Raw genomic sequence first — 18183 nt, forward strand, 5'->3', positions numbered from 1 at the left:
CTTTCTATAGTCATGCCTACGGTCATGACCGTCCGGTCCATCGCGCGATGATCCTTTCCGATCTCTCGGTCCGCCGTCCCGTCTTGGCGACGGTCATGTCGCTGCTGCTGGTGCTGTTCGGGCTCCTGAGCTTCACCCGCCTGACCTTGCGGGAATATCCGGATATCGCCTACCCGATCGTCTCGGTGAGGACTGTCTATCCCGGCGCCAGCCCGGCGCTGGTGGAGACCGACGTGACCACGGTCCTCGAAGGGGCCATCAGCGGCATCGAAGGCCTCCGCACGATCACCTCCGCCAGCCGGGCCGAGACCTCCCAGATCGTGCTCGAATTCGGACGGACGCGCAGTTTGGATGCGGCGACGAACGACGTGCGGGACGCCATCAGTCGAGTGCGGCGCCAACTCCCGCTCGCCGTCCAGGATCCGCTCGTCGCGAAGGAAACCGGCGACGGCAATGAAATCATGTGGCTCTCGCTGGCCAGCGATCGCCATTCCGAGTTGGAGATGACGGATGTCGCGGAGCGATTCATCAAGAACCGGTTGGCGATGTTGCCCGGCGTCTCGACCATTCCGTTGGACGGGGAGCGCCGCTATGCGATGCGGATCTGGCTTGACCCTGAACGGTTGGCCGCTCGCCGGCTTGCCGCGCAGGACGTCGAAGAGGCCCTCCGGACGCAAAACCTCACCCTTCCCTCCGGCCGGATCGAGAGCGATCGCACGGAGTTCGACGTCTCGATCCGTGGCTCGCTGGAGACCCCACAACAATTTCTGCACCTGATCGTCGCCTATCGAGACGGATACCCGGTCAGGATTCAGGACATCGGCCGCGTGGAACTCGGCTCGGAAGACGACCGGAAACTGGTCCGCGTGAACGGCAAGCCGGCGATCGGGATCGGCGTCGCCAAGCAATCGAAGGCCAACACGTTGGAGGTGGCGCAGGCCGTCAAGCAGGCCTGGCCAGACCTGGTCGCCTCCTTGCCCGAGGGGATGACCTTGCAGGTGGCGTGGGACGGGTCGCTCGCGATCGAGCAATCCATTCGGGAGGTCTACCGGGCCTTGGGACTGGCCCTCATCCTGGTCGTGTTGGTGATTTACCTCTTTCTCGGCAGCGTCCGCGCGACCTTCATCCCGGCGGTCGCGATTCCGGCCTCGATCATCGGCGCCGTGACCATCCTCTGGGCCACCGGCTGTTCGCTCAATGTGTTGACGCTGCTCGGGTTTGTGCTCGCCGTCGGCCTGGTGGTGGACGATGCGATCATCGTGCTTGAGAACATCCATCGCCGGATCGAATCCGGGGTGCCGCCCATCCAGGCCGCCATGGCGGGAAGCAGGGAAATCGGATTCGCCGTGCTGGCCACGACCCTGTCGCTGGTGGTGGTGTTCATTCCGATCGCGTTTCTGACCGGCGTAGTCGGCCGGCTCTTCGCGGAATTGGCGATTGCGGTGGCGGCCGCGGTGTTGCTGTCGGGATTCGTGGCGCTGACGCTGACGCCGATGTTATGCGCCACGCTGTTGAAGACCGGACGGCGCCAGACCCGGTTGTCCAAGGTTGCCGAGGAGGCCTTTGCCGGCCTGGTGAGCCGGTATCGGCGCGCGGTCGAGCGTCTGGTGGAGGCGAGGGGGCCGGTGCTCGGCGTCGCGTTGGGGGCGATCGTCGCCAGCGTCCTCCTGTTTCTCCGCTTGCCCATGGAATTGGCTCCGCTGGAAGACGTCGGCTGGTTCGCCGGCCACCTGACGGCGCCGGAAGGCGCTACGATCCGCTACACCGATGCCTATGCCAGGCAAGTGGAGGGCATCGTGGAGACAGTTCCGGAAGTGACGTTCAACTATATGGTGGTCGCCCGCGGGTATCGCCCCACGATTGTGAACCGCGCATCGAGTTGGGTGACTTTGGCCGAGTGGGAGAAGAGGGACCGGACGCAACAGGACATTGTGGCGGAACTGAATGCCCGGCTTGGACGGTTGACCGGAGTCAAAGTCTCGGTCCTCAACCCGCCGCCGATGGAGCAGTCGCCCGAGAAGACGCCGGTTCAGTTCGTGCTGGTCGGATCGACCTACGAGGAGCTGCGGGTTCAGGCCGAACGGCTCATGCGCAAGGCGGCGGCCCATCCGGGGTTCCTCAACCCGGATATGGATTTGTCGATGAACATGCCCCATGTGACGGTGGAGGCGCATCGGTCCAAATCCGCCGATGTGGGCGTCTCCATGGCTGCCATCGGCCGGACGCTCGAAACGTTTTTGAGCGGAAGGCCTGTCACGACCTTCTCGCGCGACGGACGGGTGTACAACGTCATCGTCAAGGTGGATGAGCCGTACCGGAACAGCCCGTCGGATATTATGACCCTTCCGGTGCGCGGCGAGCAGGGGCAGTTGATGCCGCTCGGCAACGTCGTGTCCGTGCGGGAAGACGCGACGCCCGAAGCGCTCCACCATTACGATCGGATGCGCGCCGTCACGATCAGCGCCGGACTCGCCGAGGGATTTTCGCTGGGGGAGGCGCTGGACTATCTGAACCGGACGGCGAAGGAGAGTCTCCCGAGGATGATGCGGTTCGCCTATGCGGGAGAATCGAAGGAATTTCTTGAAAGCCGAGCCAGCCTGCACGTGACGTTCGGGTTGGCGATTCTCGTCGTCTATCTGGTGCTCTCGGCGCAGTTCGAAAGTTTTCTCTCTCCGCTGGTGATTTTGCTGACGGTCCCGCCGGCGGTGATGGGCGGCCTGCTGGCGCTGGCGTTCACCGGAGGGACCTTGAACATCTACAGCCAGATCGGGCTTATCATCCTGATCGGGCTCGTCACCAAGAACGCGATCCTGATCGTGGAGTTCGCCAACCAGTTGCGCGGTCGAGGCATGGCCGCGCGGGAGGCGATCGTCGAAGCCGCCACCCTCCGTTTCCGGCCGATCATCATGACCACGGCCGCGACGATTCTCGGCGCCCTGCCGTTGGCCCTGGCGACCGGAGCCGGCGCTGCAGGCAGGCGGCATATCGGACTGGTCCTGGTCGGCGGGTTGGCGCTCTCCACCCTGTTGTCGTTGTTCCTGGTCCCCACCGTGTACCGGCTGCTCGCGCGCGGTCCCGTCAAGCCGGATAAGCTCGCGGTCGCGCGGTTGCCCTATGCCACGGTCGCGGATCAATCGCATGCCTCGTCCGCCTCATCCCACATTATTCATGGCGGTTCGTGACGAAACCGCCAAGACGCCACGCGTTGGACCCATTGCATGCTCGACCCGTTGTCTGAAGCAGAGTGCAATGGGTGCCCCGGCAATGGGTACCCCACGCGGAACCGCGAGGGAGAAAGGCATACTTGAAAGCAGTATGTCGACCGACCGAGTGGCGAGCCTGCCCGCTTGGCTGCGAGAACCTGGCAGTCAAGCTTGTTGCAGCGGCGTATCGGCGGGTGCAGTAGAAGCCGTCGTGAATAATGTGGGTTAGTTGCCAGACGGTCGGATTCCGACTGATCCACTCCCCTCGCGGCTCTGGAGTTTGCTCCCACCGGTTGCTTAGAATAGCCCTCATTTTGAGTCCCAAGGTCATGAGTCATACCATTCGCGGGCGGATTGTCGTCGCGATCGTGCTGGTGGGCTGCGTGCCCCTGCTGATCGGACTGGTGCTGGCCTACATGTCCGGCATGCAGTCCCTGCGCGACGTCATCGGCGGCAACCTCCAGGCCGTGGCCGCCCAGGTCGCAGATCGCGTCACGTTGTTGGTGCAGGGCGAGATTCAAGGCGTCCGGCTGCTCGCCTCGGCTCCGTTGCGGGTCCGCCAGCCAGTCGAGACCGCGAACCGGGCCTATCCTGTCGAGCGCTCAGCCATCGATCAAATCATTCGCGAGCGGATGCAGATGTGGGAGCAGGGGAAGGATGCCTCCGCGCGCCTGCTGGATTCCGCGCTGTCCCGCTTTCTGCGTGAAACCAAAGTCCGTGACGGGGATAAGGTCGTCGGTCTCTTGATCACGGATCAATATGGGGCCCTGGTGGCGGCGAGCTCGGAGCCGGACCATTATGTGTTTAACCAGGAAGCCTGGTGGAGGGCGGTCCAGAGCGGCGACCCGGAGCCGGTCTTCATCAGCGGCGTGATCCCGGCCCGCGAGGGCTCGTTTCGCACGCCGGAGGAAACCATCGATATCGCCGTGCCCATCCTGGACGACCGCCAACATGCGGTGATCGGGGCCATCAAGGCCTCCTATCGGTTCGACAGCCTGTTTGCGATCATCAAACAGATTCGGGTGGGACAAACGGGCCACGCCATGCTGTTCAACGCGGCGGGCCAGCCGCTGATCTGTCCGATCCTGCCGCGGCAAGCGCATCGAATCCCCAGCCAGCTCATGGCCATGATCGTGTCGCCGGACCCGGGCTGGGCCGTGGCGGAGGACGACGGGCATGGCGCCCAGGATACGGTGATCGGCTTTGCGCCGGTCGGCGGGTTGAAGCTGCCAGATAACACCTGGCATGTGTTGGTCCGGCAACAGCCGAGCGAGAGCTACGCGCCGATCCGCGATCAGGTCAGAAACCTGGCCGCGATCGGGCTGGTGATGGTGGGACTGCTCTGGCTGATGGGCCGCTATGTGGCCGCCCGGATCGCCAGACCCATCCAGACGTTGCAGGCCGGCGTGGAGGCGATCAGCCAGGGCACCTACGACCGTCCCCTCGATATCGCGACCGGCGATGAGTTTCAGGATTTGGCTGCGGCCGTGCACCGGATGGCCGATCGCCTCAAGACCTCCCGGGCTGAGCTGGAAGCCTTGAATGCAGACCTGGCCCGTCGCGTGGAAGAGAAAACCGCCGAGGTGACTGGCCACCTGAAGAAACTCCAGTTCGCCGAACGGTTGGCGACGCTGGGCCAGGTGGCGAGCGGGATTGCCCATGAAATCAACAATCCGCTCGGGATCATCCTGAACCGGATCGAATGCATGGAGGCGGAAGCGGCGCATCTGCCGGAGGACGTGTGGAACGATCTGCGGGCGATCCGGTCGCAGGCCGACCGTATTTCCCGCGTCACGCGGAGCGTCCTCGCCATGTCGCGCGGGGCGGCGACCACCCTGAAGCCGATCGACATGAATTGCGTGCTGCGCGCCTGTGTGGAGGTCGCCAGGGATCGGGCGGCGGCCCATGATGTCCATCTTGAGACGGACCTGGCCGGCGACGTGCCTCCCGTCATGGGGGATCGGGACCGGCTGGAGACGGTCATCCTGAATCTGCTCAACAATGCCATCGATGCGGTCCGGGACAGCGATCAGCCCCGGCAGGTGACCATCCGGTCCGAGTCCGTGCAGGCTGACGAGGGTGACTTCGTCGTGACGACGGTGCGGGATACGGGACCAGGCATCCCTGAAGAAATACTCGGACGCATCTTCGATCCGTTCTTCACGACGAAGAAGACGGGACAGGGCACAGGGTTGGGATTGTTCCTGAGTTATGGGATCGTCGCGGATCACCGCGGACGGCTGGAGGTCAAGAACGACGAGCGTGGCGCCGTGGCGTCCGTGGCGCTGCCCGCTCTGGCATCATGTGTCGATGTTCATCAGGAGGCCGGATGGAGAACACAGGCAAGATATTGATCGTCGATGACGAAGCGGATGCGCTGGACAACTGCCGTCGCATCCTGAGCCGCTTAGGGCATGACTGTCTGACGGAGCAGGATCCGGTTCGCGCCGTACAGAGGATTCAAATCGAGCGACCGGAACTGGTCCTGACCGACCTGTGCATGCCGGGGTTGGACGGTCTCGGGGTGCTCAGCGAGGCCAAGCGGGTCGACCCCACGATCAAGGTGGTGTTGCTGACGGCCTATGCGACCGTCCAGACTGCGGTGGCCTCCATGCGGCATGGGGCGCTCGATTACATTCTGAAACCCTATTCCAGCAAAGATCTCGAGGAGGTGGCGAAACGGGCTTTCGGAGGAACTGAACCCAATGGGGGCGGCGTCCTGGCGCAGGTCGGCGGCGGTCGATTGCAACGGACCAGGTCGGGAGAGACGCCCGCGCTTGCACAGATCCTTGGACGGAGCAAAGCGATCCTGACACTGTTGGAGCTGATCCGGAAAGTGGCCGATACGGAAGCCAGCCTGCTGATCTACGGCGAGAGCGGGACCGGCAAGGAGTTGGTCGCGCGTGCGATTCATGCGCACAGCCGCCGGGCGGCCCATTCGTTCGTGCCGGTGGATTGCGCCGCTCTGCCCGACACCCTCCTGGAATCGGAGTTGTTCGGACATGAAAAGGGGGCCTTTACGGGGGCCCATGCGGCCAAGCCGGGACTGTTTGAAGTGGCGAACGGCGGGACGGTCTTTCTGGATGAAGTCAGCGGGATGAGCCAGACCCTCCAGGCTCGGCTCCTCCGCGTGTTGCAGGAGCGGCATGTACGCCGTGTCGGCGGGACACGCTATAGCGATATCGACGTCCGGGTGATTGCGGCCTCGAACAGGAATCTTGAGGACGCGTGCCGAAACGGCACCTTTCGTGAAGACCTGTATTACCGATTGAACGTCATTCCGATCGTGCTGCCGCCGTTGCGGGAACGGGAGGGTGATGTGGAGTTCCTGGCGCGGGCCTTCTTGCGACGCTTCATGGACAAGAAAGCGAACAGCTTTGGAGATACGGCAACCTTCGATCCGATGGCTCTTTCTTCCTTAAACGCCTACACCTGGCCCGGCAATGTACGGGAGCTTCAGAACGTGATCGAGCGGGCGGCGGCGCTGGCGGATGGCCCCGTGATCCGCCTGGAGCATCTGCCGGAACGCGCCCGGCTGATCGGCTTGAAAGAGCTGCCCGATCACGAGGTCCCTCGATACAAAGAGGCCAAACAGGAGGTGGTGCGCTCATTCGAGCGGACGTACCTGCTCGATCTCCTCAAGCGCCACGACTGGCATATGGGGCACGCGGCCCAAGAGGCGGGGGTGGATCGGAAGACCATCGAGCGCATGGTCAAGCGCCACGGTCTCACGGAATCGTGATAGGTCGGGGGCCTGAGCGGTTCACGCCAGGCATGACCGAGCAGCGGTCCCGCCGAGCCAGTTGCCGGGGGCGCCTGGCTGTCTCAACGTCTGGAGCCTGCTTATCGTGTCAGTTTCGGCCGCATGCGAGACAGCGGCGCATAGAGATTCGTGAGACATGAGAAGTGAGGCGAACGAGGCCTTTCGCATCCTGCCTTGCAAATCTCCCGCTTGTACTTGGCGGTCATTCTGAACCGCTTGTGTCACAGAGCTCGTCAGCGAACTCGTCCGGTTTGGGCAGGAGCGGGCTAACGGTATTCTGATTTCTTCTCACCTTAATAGGATTCCAACAGCCACGTGATCGGCATCAGGTCGGTTGTCCGGCAGCTTACCCCGTACCTCGCGGCCTTTATTGTGTCTATTACGCCCCAGTGAAAAGATATGAAATTCACGCACGGGGTGGTGGCGCTCGTCTTCATAGGTGAGGGTCAGGCGCTGTGCGGGGGCTGACCTGAATCTTTTTCTTGCCGTAAAGCTCCATGATGATGCAGCGGCGCGGCGGTGAATTCCTCGAGCGTCGACCGTCCTGACTGGTCCCCCATCAGACACATTCGTGCAGATTCGTGAATCCCGATAAGAAGGCTCTACTCCGCTGGCGGGTCGAGCGTGATGCCGACGCCTACCTTGGCGGATCTTGTCGGGCTATGATCACGCTCCTCGGAGCAGGATCGAAGACTTGCCAGCATGGGTGGGCTCCTTCGGCCCGTCCTGATTCAGACTGTTCCTACCCCTCGTGCCCCCCGCCTAGAACATGGGGCGTCGGCGTCCCATTGTTCACCTGGAGCAAGGGCGAAGAAAGTCGGCAGGCAATCAAGCGGTTCGGAGAGACTCCTGGTGCGAATGGGACGCCGATGCCCCATTGGATTCGCCCGTGCAACCTAGACACGATCCGATTTCGCGGGAAATCGTGAAGTAGCCGGGATGATCGTGAGCGGAACAGGAGTTGCGTAGGGATGCCCATGGCTTGGTGCGTTGCTGTCGAATATGACGAGGTCTGGTGAAGGAGCGGGAAGAAAAGGACCGGCCTCCTGATTTTCCCCGCGCGCGAGCCCCCTTCACCGGGCCACCAAATATGAAGGCCGCTGATGGAGAGAGCGGGGATCACGGTTCACTGGTTTCCATTGAGGATCTGAAGGCGGGGATTTGGACAGGATGAAAGGACAGGGAGAAGACATCATGATCTGGAGCTTGATCCGACATCATCAGGTACTTGCCACGATCCTGTGCGGCGCGGTCCTCGCCTGGGTCGGGGACGAGGCGGCCGCCCAGCATGCGGCGCATCAAGGGGCCACGGAGCCTTCATCAGGGGCGGCCTGGGCCGAGCGCCTCAAGGGGCAAACCATCGTTGAGGATGCGATGGAGGGTCGTCCGGAGCGCACGGCGATGGTGGAACGCCAGCATCAGCGCATCATGCAGCAAATGGAGCAGGATGCCGAGGCCCAACGCACCGGCGGCTTCTACCACAACGTGAACATGATGCACCAATACGGGGCCGGCAATCAGGATGTGCTGCTGATGTCGAATCCCGGCGTGGAGCCGGTCTCCACCCAGGGTGGACGCTGCCCGGCGGCGGCTCCGGTCCGGCAGTACGACATTTCGGCCATCAACGTTGAAATCACGCTCAACATGTGGCTCGACTTTTATCCCGGCTACATGTACGTGCTGACCGAGGACATCGACAAGGTGCGGGAAGAGGAAAGGAGGAATCGGGAAGCCCGTGAGAAGGACGGGCATGATCCCGGCGCCGTGAGGAACGGCTTGCAGAGCCAATGGATCCAGCCCCTGGTCATCCGCGGCAATCAGGGTGATTGCGTGAAGATCACGCTGCGCAATCAACTGGAGGGGAATGAGGAGGTCAGTCTCAACGTTCACGGTTCCAGCATGGTCGTGGCGTCGACGGGTCAGCCCGCAACCACGACGAATCCGGATAGCATCGCGGCCCCGGGCAAGGCCGTGGAGCTGGAGTGGTACATCCCGCCGACTCAGCAAGAGGGCGGACGGCAATTCCACTCCTACAGCAACGATCGGGAATTGACGGTCATGGGCCTGTTCGGCTCGTTCGTGATTGAGCCGAAGGGGTCCGAATACCTTGATCCGCTGGGAACCGGCGAGCCCGAGCCGATGAGAAGCGGGTGGCAGGCGATCATCAAGAACGGGGCGGGGCCGGATTTTCGAGAGTTCGTGCTGATCTATCACGAAGTCGGGGATGAAGCGTTCAGGCCCCTGAACAAGAAGGGCGATTTCCTCCCGCAGCGCGATCCCTTGACCGACGTCTATCGGCCGGTCGCCCGTGCGCTGAACTACCGGAGCGAACCCTTCGGCCTCGATAACATGCAGGCGCAGCACGAATACTTCGGCTTTGAAGACGAGTCGATGGCTTACAGCGCCTATACCTTCGGAGACCCCGCCACCACGATTCCGCGGAGCTACTTAGGCGATCCGGCCAAATTCCGCCTGGTGCACGGCGGATCCGAGGTCTTTCATTCCCACCATCCTCACGGCGGCTCCATCCGCTGGCCGCGAAGCCCCCGCGCGATCGATGAAATGCCGCTCTGGCATGCGGCCAAGAACGGACCGGTCAAATATCCCGTGATCCGGACCAAGTCCGATCGCGTGGACGTCGAGGTCATCGGACCGTCCGAGACCATGGATCTGGAAACCGAATGCGGCTCCGGCCTCTGCCAGCAGTTGGCCGGCGATTTTTTGTTTCATTGCCATGTCGCGCATCACTATATCGCGGGCATGTGGGGATACTGGCGCGTGTACAACACGCTCCAGCAAGGCGCACACCACAACGACACCATGCCCGCGCTCCGCGAGTTGCCCGATCGTGCCGGCCGCCTGAAGCCCGGCGTGACCTCGGACGAGCTGATAGGCAAGACGGTCGATTGGTTCGGCAAGCAGTTCCGGATCATTGAGAAGGGCAAGACCGATTGGAACGCGGACCCGGCCCTGGTCACGATCAAAGATTGGGTGGAAATGCAGTTGCCCCCACAGGGCAAGCCGGGTCATAAAGACGATGAACTTGGGCAAACCCTCTCGTACGACGCGACGGTCTTGGATTGGGTCTGGCAGGGCCGTCGCGCCATGACGGAACGGGAAAACACCGTCCCGAATCCCCGCTACCAATCGGCGCATCCGGGCGAGCGGCTGCCGATCCTGTTTGAGACGGCCACGGGGAAGATCGCATGGCCTCATCTGAAACCTCATTTTGGGAGACGGGTGCCGTTTTCCCAGAACCATAACCCGTCCCCGTGGCTGGACATGATCCATCTCGATGACGATGGGCTGCCCAGTTCCTACCCTGCGAAACCCGGCGAGAACGGCCGCTGGAGCATGTGTCCGGACAACGCCGGATCGAAGAAGTACAACGTGCACTTCATCCAGACGCCGATGACGCTGGCGGATAAACAAGGCGACACACCGGCCATCGTGGATAAGGACGGGCTGATCTACGTGCTGCACGAGGAGGAAGCCCAGGTCCGCAAGAGCGACATCAAATATCCGCTGGTCGTGCGCGCCAATATCTACGATTGCATCGACTGGATGCTCACCAGCGAATGGGAAGACGACGATCACATCAACTTCCATGCGTCCAAGATCAATACGCACTGGCATTTCTTGCAGTTCGACAATCAATCCTCCGACGGCGTCATTACCGGCTTCTCCTACGAGCAATCCGTGCGCCCCTTCACGATGCTCGAGAAGAAGGTCAACAAGGGCCTGCCGTTGCCGATGAACACGGTCTTTACCAAGCCGGCCAAGAAAGGCGACCGGGTCCTGACGGTCAAAAATGCCGCGCAATACCATCCCAACGTGGAGATTCTGATCGGGGCAGACAACGTCGACGGCAACGAGGTCGGCCGCATCAAATCCATCAAAGGGAATCAGATCACGCTCTACCGGCCGCTCAAGCACGCGCACCCGGCCAACGATATCGTGACCGTGGAATTCGTCCGGCAACGGTTTTGGGTAGATTCGGACGTGGGGACGGTGTTCTGGCACGACCATGCCTTGGGGCGGGTCACCTGGCCGCATGGCGGCTTCGGCACCATCATCATTGAGCCGGTCGGCTCAACCTACCATGATCCCAAGACCGGCAAACCCATCCGCAGCGGACCGCTCGCCGACATCCGGACGGCCGAGCCGGTCGGCTATGGAGTCAATGGAAGCTTCCGGGAGCTGATGGTGCAGTTGAACGACACCGTCCCCCATACGGTGAACATCGTCACCGAAGGCAACCCGCCGGGACAGCCCATCGAGGTGGCGTTAGAAGCCGGCAAGACCGTGTCTTTTGTCATGCCGGAAACCATTCCCATGTCGCCGATGGCGTTTCTCAACGGTGGCACCCATACGACGGGCGGCGGCCTGAACTTCAAGGCGGAACCGATCGCGAGCCGCTTGGCGGCGAATCCTGATCCGTCGAAGCTCTTCAGCAGCGCGGTCCATGGGGACCCCTATACGCCGATGGTGCGCGCCTACCTGGGAGACACGGTGGTGTTCCGGCTGCTCCAGACCATGGCGAATGAGACGATGGTCTGGACCCTCTCCGGCCATACCTATCTCACCGAGCGGTACGCGGGAGATGCCAACCGGAAAAATTCCATCCATATCGGCATCGCCGAACGGTACGACCTGGTCGTGCCGCAAGCCGGCGGCCCGCGGCTCCAGCCGGGCGACTACATCCACTTCAACGGCCGCGCGTCCAAGTTTTCCGAGGGCGCCTGGGGCATCATGCGGGTCCTGGACAAAGAGATTCCGGACCTGCAAAAGCTGCCTGCGGGCTATAGCCGGCGCAACGACATTCCGAAGCCGCTGGCCGTCTGTCCGGCAGAGGCGCCGGTGAAGAGTTTCAACGTCGTGGCGATGGACTACCCCTCGCTGAAGTTGAATCCCAAAGCGCCGGATGCCATCGAGGTCGATTTTGAACGGACGATCCACATGGTCAACCCGAACGCGAAGATTTATGCGCTCGAGGACGAGGTCTCGACGGTCGCGGCGGGCCTCCAGCCGATGCCGCTGACCTTGCGGGCCAATGTGGGGGATTGTCTCAAGGTGAAGCTGACGAACCGGATGAAGGAGGGGCGGGCCTCCTTCTCGGCGATCGGCTTGGCGTTCGATCCCAAGGATTCGCTTGGGGCGAACGTCGGCGGGAACCCCGGCGAGCAGACGGTTGCGCCGGGAGAGAGCCGGATCTATACCTATTATGCGGATCCCTTCCTCGGCGAGACCGCCTCATTGGTCTGGGACTGGGGCAACGTGATGACCCATCCCCGAAATGGGCTGTACGGGGCCGTCATTATAGGGCCAAAGGGCGCGGCCTATCGGGATCCCAAGACCGGCGCGGACCTTTCCGGCAAGAACAGTTGGGTAGCGGACGTGATTGTGGATCGCACGATCCCGGGCCACGAACACCGCGTGAACTATCGTGACGTGGCCTTGTTCTTCCAGGATGAAGACAACATCATCGGGACGAGCTTCATGCCCTATGTGCAGAACACCGCCGGTCTTACGGCGGTGAACTACCGGGCGGAACCCTACAAGTTCCGGGAGGAAACCGGGTGCACGCTCGGCAAGGTCTTCCAACCCTGTGTCGTCGAGAAGCCGGAAGATCCGGCGACCCCGATCATCGAAGCGCATGCCGGAGATCCTGTGCGCATCCATGTGTTCGGAGCCAGCAACGAGCAGAACGGCATGTTCGGCGTTGAACGGCATGAATGGCCGATCGAGCCGTTCATGCGCGGGGCCGATATGATCAGCGTGGTGGAATTCTCGGGGTCCGAGGCGCTGGATGCCTTTATTCCGAGCGCCGGCGGACCGTTCCGCATGCCGGGCGACTACGTCTGGAGCAACCAGCGCCTGCCCTATTCCCAGTCCGGGCAATGGGGATACCTGCGGGTGCTGTCTCCCGGCGATCAGCGACTCCTGCCGCTCTCGGACGGGCGCCCCACGATCAAACAAGCCGCGACCGAGCCCTCGATCCAGACGACGGCTGTGTCAGGCTCCCGCAACTGACCGTCGTTCTGGTTCGAGTCGCAAGACGGGGAACACCGCTCAGTCAGGGTGTTCCCCGTCTTGTTTTTGAGCGCCTACGCTCACCCCCGCACTATTCCACGCGCCCGATCAAGAGTGCCTCAAGCAGATCATCCGGTTTTTGGCCTTCACCGGTGACCATGACCGATCGCGATAGATCGTAAACATCACCGCATAGCCTTCAGCGGCACACACGTCCGCCTGTTTCAAGGGAGAACCCAGCCGGTCGATAGGCGCCGGCCTGGCATCGAAGAGAGGGCTGCCGGAGAACCGGACCCTGGTCGAACGATCAACGGACCAGCGCGGAGCGTTTCTGGAGTGAGGGGGACGGCCCGGGACGTGGATGGTGAAGGTCGGCATAGAAGGATGCCATCTCATCCAAGCGCCGGCCTTCTTCCCTCGCCTGTTCAGGGTCGAACTGGGAGAGGAGTGCCAGCAGCTTCTTACGCGGGCTCAGATTGCCGGCATTGATCTCCAGCGACCGTCGGTAGGCAGCCATGGCCTCTTGGGGCTGCTGGGTGAGCGCAAACAGGTCGCCCAGCACTTCATATTTCGCCGCCGCGCCGAAGGAGGAGTCGGGGATCTTGTCGAGATAGAGCCGTGCCGAGTCCGCATCCTGTTGCTGCAAGGCCATGCGGGCGAGCGAGAGGTTCGCATAGACGGAATAGGCGCCGTTCAGACCGGAAGAAAACCGCCAGATGGCCGCCGCATCCTCCAGTTTGCCCTGCTGCATGAGCATCCAGGCCTGGATATTGTAGTGGCCGGACCGGTCCTGGCTCCCTTCGATCGGGATCGAAACCAGACCGAGGCAAAGCAGGGTCGTGACTCCCGGCCCTACGACGGACGGCCAGGACCAATCCTGCCAGGCATCGTACAGCTTTGCCAGCGTGAACGAAGCAAAGATGATCAGGATGACGAGCAGCGGCAACCGATAGCGGCCGATCATGGGAAACCAGAGCAGGGTCGAGGCATACAGGCCGCCAAGGAGCATCAAGCTCCACCGGCCCATGTCGCGGTCGGCATGCCACACCATCTCCGCGAGCCCAAGTGGCGCCAAGAGGAAAAAGCCGAGGAACGGGATCTGAAAGAACAGCGCGGATTCCCCAAGCACCGTCCAATCGTAGTGATCGCCTGCCTCAAACCGATTGAACAGGGCAAGCGCCCGTTGCCCGATCTTGGCCAGAAAGTCCGACGGATGCTCCCGGGCGTAGGCGACGACGGTTCCGATCCAAAATCGCTCGGCTTCCTGATAGGACAGCATCCGCCCCGTTCGCCGGCTGGCCTCGATGCGATAGTGCGTCTCCGCTTCCGACGGCAACGCCGAGGCGAAGGGGGCCGGTTGGAAGTAGGGAGTCGGATTGGCCGGGTTGTTGCCGATGTACAGGTTGAATCCTGCCTGATGGGTCGTCAAGGCCAGCTCGCCCGCCACCAGATAATTTCGAAGGGCGAAGGGAGCGAGGACGAGGAGGTATCCGGCCAACAGCGAGGCGGCGATGCGAACTGGCTGCCGCATGCTTCCACCCACTCGCCATGAGGCATAGAGCGTGAGGCCCAGCATCAAAGGCAGCAGCGCGAGCGTATTCTCGCGGGTGGCGGCCAGGAGCCCGGCGGCCAATCCGGTGAGGAGGGCGGAGCGGCCCGATGAAGTCTTAAGCAATCGGACAACACAAAGGAGCGTCAGGGAGAACAGAAAGACGGCCAGCGCCGATTTCAACGGCACGACACTATAGAGGATGAACGGTTCGCAAAAGGCCGCCAGGAACCCCGCGATCAGGCCGATCCGCCGATCGCCCAAGTGGAATCCCACCCGGTAGATCACGAAGCAGGTGGCGACCCCGAGGAGAACATTCAAGAGGCGGATATAGACCGGGTCCGGCCCGAAGAGTTTGTAGAGGATCGCGATGACATAGGCGGGGAGCGGCGAGAAACCATAAACCGAGGTGGATTGGACCGTGCCGGCGGCGAGGTCACTCGCCCACTGATGGTAGACCAATTCGTCCGTCACCAGCACCCCGGCATAGCCGGTTCCCAGCAGCGAGACCAGCGCCAATAGACGGACAACCAAGGCGGTCAGCAACAGTGCCACGATCGGCAGGGTCGAGGAATGGTCCTGTGCAGATGCGTTGGCTTCGGCGGCCGACAGGAGCGGAAGGTCTTTCTTGATCACCATCGTGTCCATCGTACGAGCGGCCGGAACGAACATCGACCGGTTCTCGCACGACACCGATGATAGCGGAAGAAATCTGGGAGGCAAGCAGACCGGCGTTTCCGAACGGCCTTTCTTGCGCGCCCCGGTCCAGCTTGACCGAGGTGTTTGAGGGCGCTAGAGTGACCTCGATGGTACGGCTGGTCTGGATTGCCTTGCTTCTGTCCACTGTCACAGCTCCCGCCTGGGCGGAGGATGGGGCTCGCCTTCAGGATTCCCGGCGGACAGCTGAAATCACTCGACAGCTCGACCTCGAATCCGGAATAGCAGCGCTCAATCGTCTGTTCTCGGCGGCAGATCGCTATCTACAGGAGCACTTCGAGATCGATGGAGAGTACCGCGCCGATTCATTGAGCGAAGGCGGGGCCGGCCGATTCCATTTCAAGTGGTATCCGGATGGCAAGAGCCGTTCCTCCGAAGGGTTTGAGACCGATGCCAGGTTCGAAGCCTTGCCGCATCAGTTCTCGTTTCGCTTCCGGTTCTCCGAGCCGCGCCCCCAGGACGAATCCTCCGGAGGCGACATCTTGTAGCCGCACGTTCATCTGCCCTTCGAGCCCGCTTTGCTCTTTGCGATGCCGGGTTTCGTCCATGCCACCCGATCCCGAGGTCAAATTTCACCATTTGGTCCTCACGTCCCCGACCCGATGCTATGATCCTTCCGAGGCGCGCCGTCGAGCTATGTTCATCGCGCGCGGCGGCATGATGATCTGAGACTCGGTAGAGGATGATCCGGCGATTGTCCGCCAAGAAGCTGATGCCCTGGGCCAATTGGCCGGAACAGAAGCTTTTGGATCTGCGGCTGTGCGACCTGGGCTTGACGATCGACGGGGAATTGCTGAACAGGCAGATCCAGCGTCTGTACGACGAACTCGAGGCCAAACAGATCCGGTTCCGCCCTCATTTCTGGCTCTCCGACGAATGGTTCTGTCCCGACGGGGTGCCGGGCATCGCGATCCCCTTCTATCTCGCCCATCCCAGGCTGGCGCGGCTTGAACGGACCTACATGTTGGAAGTGGAAGGAGGCACGCCTGAGTGGTGCATGCGACTCCTTCGCCACGAGACCGGCCATGCGATCGAGAATGCCTATCTCTTGAGACGCCGCAGCCGGCGCCAGGAACTGTTCGGCAAATCTTCCGAACCCTATCCGGATCACTATACGCCGAACCCCTACAGCCGCAGCTTCGTCCAGTATCTGGAGGTCTGGTACGCGCAGAGCCATCCGGACGAGGATTTCGCCGAGACCTTCGCGGTTTGGCTGGACCCCTCGTCGCTCTGGCGCCGGCGTTATGCGGGCTGGCCGGCAATGAAGAAGCTCCAGTACATCGAGGAAGTGATGAAGGAATTGGCGGCAATGCCGCCGAACGTCACGTCGCGACGCCGCATCGATCCGCTCGAACGGCTGAACAAGACCCTGCGCGAGCACTATCTCCAAAAACGGGCCCATTATGACGTGGACCATGCCAAGGCCTATGACATGTGGCTGCTGCGGCTGTTCTCCGCAAAGCCCCGCCGTCCCGGCGGCATGGGCGCGGCCGAGTTCCTGGCCAGCATCAGGGGCGAGGTGCGCCGGACCGTCGCCTTGTGGACGGGCCAATATCAATACACGATCGACCAGGTCATCGAGGACATGATCGAACGGTGCCGGACGCTCAATCTCCGGGTGGCGACGCCGCTGGATCAGGCCAAGCTGGGGTTCACGGTCCTGTTGACCAGGCAGTCGATGAATTACCTGCACAGTGGCCGGCATCGGGTGGCGGTATGAAGAAGCTCCGTGTGCTGGTGCTCATGCACGAAGACCTGGTTCCCCCCGACGAGCTGAACGGGCAGGATCCGGCCGCGGCCGAGTGGAAAACCGAATACGACGTCGTCTCGACTCTGCGCAAGCTGGGCCATGAGGTCCGCCCGCTTGGAGTGAAGAGCGACCTCGGCGTCATTCGAGCGGCCGTGGAGGAGTGGCATCCGCACATCGCGTTCAATCTGCTCGAGGAATTTGACGGCGTGGCCGTCTACGACCAGAACGTCGTCTCCTATCTCGAATTGCTGCGCGTGCCCTATACGGGCTGCAACCCGCGCGGCCTGATGCTGGCGCGGGACAAGAGCCTGTCCAAGAAGCTGCTGTCGTTCCATCGCATTCCCTTTCCGGACTTCGCCGTCTTTCCAATGGGCCGGTCGGTCAAGCGCCCCGCCTATCTGGGCTTTCCGCTGATCGTCAAGTCGGTCACCGAAGAAGCGTCGCTGGGAATCTCCCAGGCCTCCATCGTGAACGACGAGGAAAAGCTGTGCGAGCGCGTGGCCTTCATTCACGAGAGCGTCGGCACGGGCGCGTTGGTGGAACAGTACATCGAAGGGCGCGAGCTGTACGTCGGGGTCATGGGCAACGGCCATCTGCGCGTGCTGCCCGTGTGGGAGCTGGTCATGGACCGGATGCCGGAGGAGGCCTGGCGGATCGCGACCGAGCGGGTGAAGTGGAGCCGGACGTATCAGAACAAGTACGGCATCCGGTCCGGCGAGGCCCGGAATCTTCCCGACGGGATGGAAGAGAAGATTCAGCACCTGGCGCGCCGCGTGTACCGGGCCTTGGGGCTCAGCGGCTACGCCCGGATCGACTTGAGGATGGATCAATCGGGACGGGTGTACGTGCTCGAAGCCAATCCCAACCCACAGATCTCGCGCGATGAGGATTTTGCCGAATCCGCCCTGAAGGCCGACTGGACCTACGGGGACTTGCTGCAAGAGCTGTTGAATCTCGGCCTGCGCTGGTGTCCCGCCAAGGCCGCGTGACCACGAACCTTGTCAGACGTGAGGCGATAAACGGACTGTACAGTTTCGGTCCGGTCGACGTGTTCACGCTCACCGAGGTTCGCAATGGGGGAACCGCAAGATCATTTCCCGAGCCGCATGACAGAGGTCGCGATTGCCGTGATGGAGTCGGGTGTGGATCAGACTCGTTGCAACGCGAC

The 18183-nt window shown here is 62.3% G+C and carries 8 protein-coding genes; 7 read left to right on the plus strand and 1 reads right to left on the minus strand.

Going from position 1 to position 18183, the window contains the following annotated elements; all coding sequences use genetic code 11:
* The first annotated feature begins 47 nt into the window (after positions 1 to 47).
* From QWI75_RS03515 to QWI75_RS03530, 4 genes are all read left to right on the plus strand, one after another.
* Positions 48 to 3182, plus strand: coding sequence for an efflux RND transporter permease subunit (locus tag QWI75_RS03515; RefSeq protein ID WP_289267302.1), 3135 nt, complete (start codon positions 48 to 50; stop codon positions 3180 to 3182).
* Between the two features lie 350 nt (positions 3183 to 3532).
* The gene (locus tag QWI75_RS03520) at positions 3533 to 5557 is read left to right on the plus strand and encodes a sensor histidine kinase (RefSeq protein WP_289267303.1); all 2025 of its coding nucleotides are present in this window, start codon (positions 3533 to 3535) and stop codon (positions 5555 to 5557) included.
* Complete coding sequence (locus tag QWI75_RS03525) at positions 5533 to 6945, plus strand: sigma-54-dependent transcriptional regulator (protein ID WP_289267304.1); 1413 nt, start codon at positions 5533 to 5535, stop codon at positions 6943 to 6945. The genes QWI75_RS03520 and QWI75_RS03525 overlap by 25 nt, the downstream gene beginning before the upstream one ends.
* Before the next feature lie 1215 nt (positions 6946 to 8160).
* Complete coding sequence (locus QWI75_RS03530; RefSeq protein WP_289267305.1) at positions 8161 to 12999, plus strand: multicopper oxidase domain-containing protein; 4839 nt, start codon at positions 8161 to 8163, stop codon at positions 12997 to 12999.
* Between the two features lie 307 nt (positions 13000 to 13306).
* Here the strand turns inward: QWI75_RS03530 and QWI75_RS03535 are convergent, their stop codons facing one another.
* The gene (locus tag QWI75_RS03535) at positions 13307 to 15220 is read right to left on the minus strand and encodes a glycosyltransferase family 39 protein (RefSeq protein ID WP_289267306.1); all 1914 of its coding nucleotides are present in this window, start codon (positions 15218 to 15220) and stop codon (positions 13307 to 13309) included.
* Between the two features lie 134 nt (positions 15221 to 15354).
* Here QWI75_RS03535 and QWI75_RS03540 point away from each other — a divergent pair, with 134 nt between their 5' ends.
* The 3 genes from QWI75_RS03540 (at position 15355) to QWI75_RS03550 (ending at position 18004) form a co-directional block, all read left to right on the plus strand.
* Positions 15355 to 15753 carry a hypothetical protein gene (locus QWI75_RS03540; RefSeq protein ID WP_289267307.1) on the plus strand — a complete coding sequence of 133 codons (399 nt, stop codon included), beginning with the start codon at positions 15355 to 15357 and terminating at the stop codon, positions 15751 to 15753.
* A 194-nt stretch (positions 15754 to 15947) separates the two neighbouring features.
* The gene (locus QWI75_RS03545; protein ID WP_289267308.1) at positions 15948 to 16985 is read left to right on the plus strand and encodes a putative zinc-binding metallopeptidase; all 1038 of its coding nucleotides are present in this window, start codon (positions 15948 to 15950) and stop codon (positions 16983 to 16985) included.
* Positions 16982 to 18004, plus strand: coding sequence for a D-alanine--D-alanine ligase family protein (locus tag QWI75_RS03550; protein ID WP_289267309.1), 1023 nt, complete (start codon positions 16982 to 16984; stop codon positions 18002 to 18004). Before QWI75_RS03545 ends, QWI75_RS03550 begins: the two co-directional genes overlap by 4 nt.
* Positions 18005 to 18183: the final 179 nt, after the last annotated feature.

This window comes from Nitrospira tepida (assembly GCF_947241125.1).
GTDB lineage: Bacteria > Nitrospirota > Nitrospiria > Nitrospirales > Nitrospiraceae > Nitrospira_G > Nitrospira_G tepida.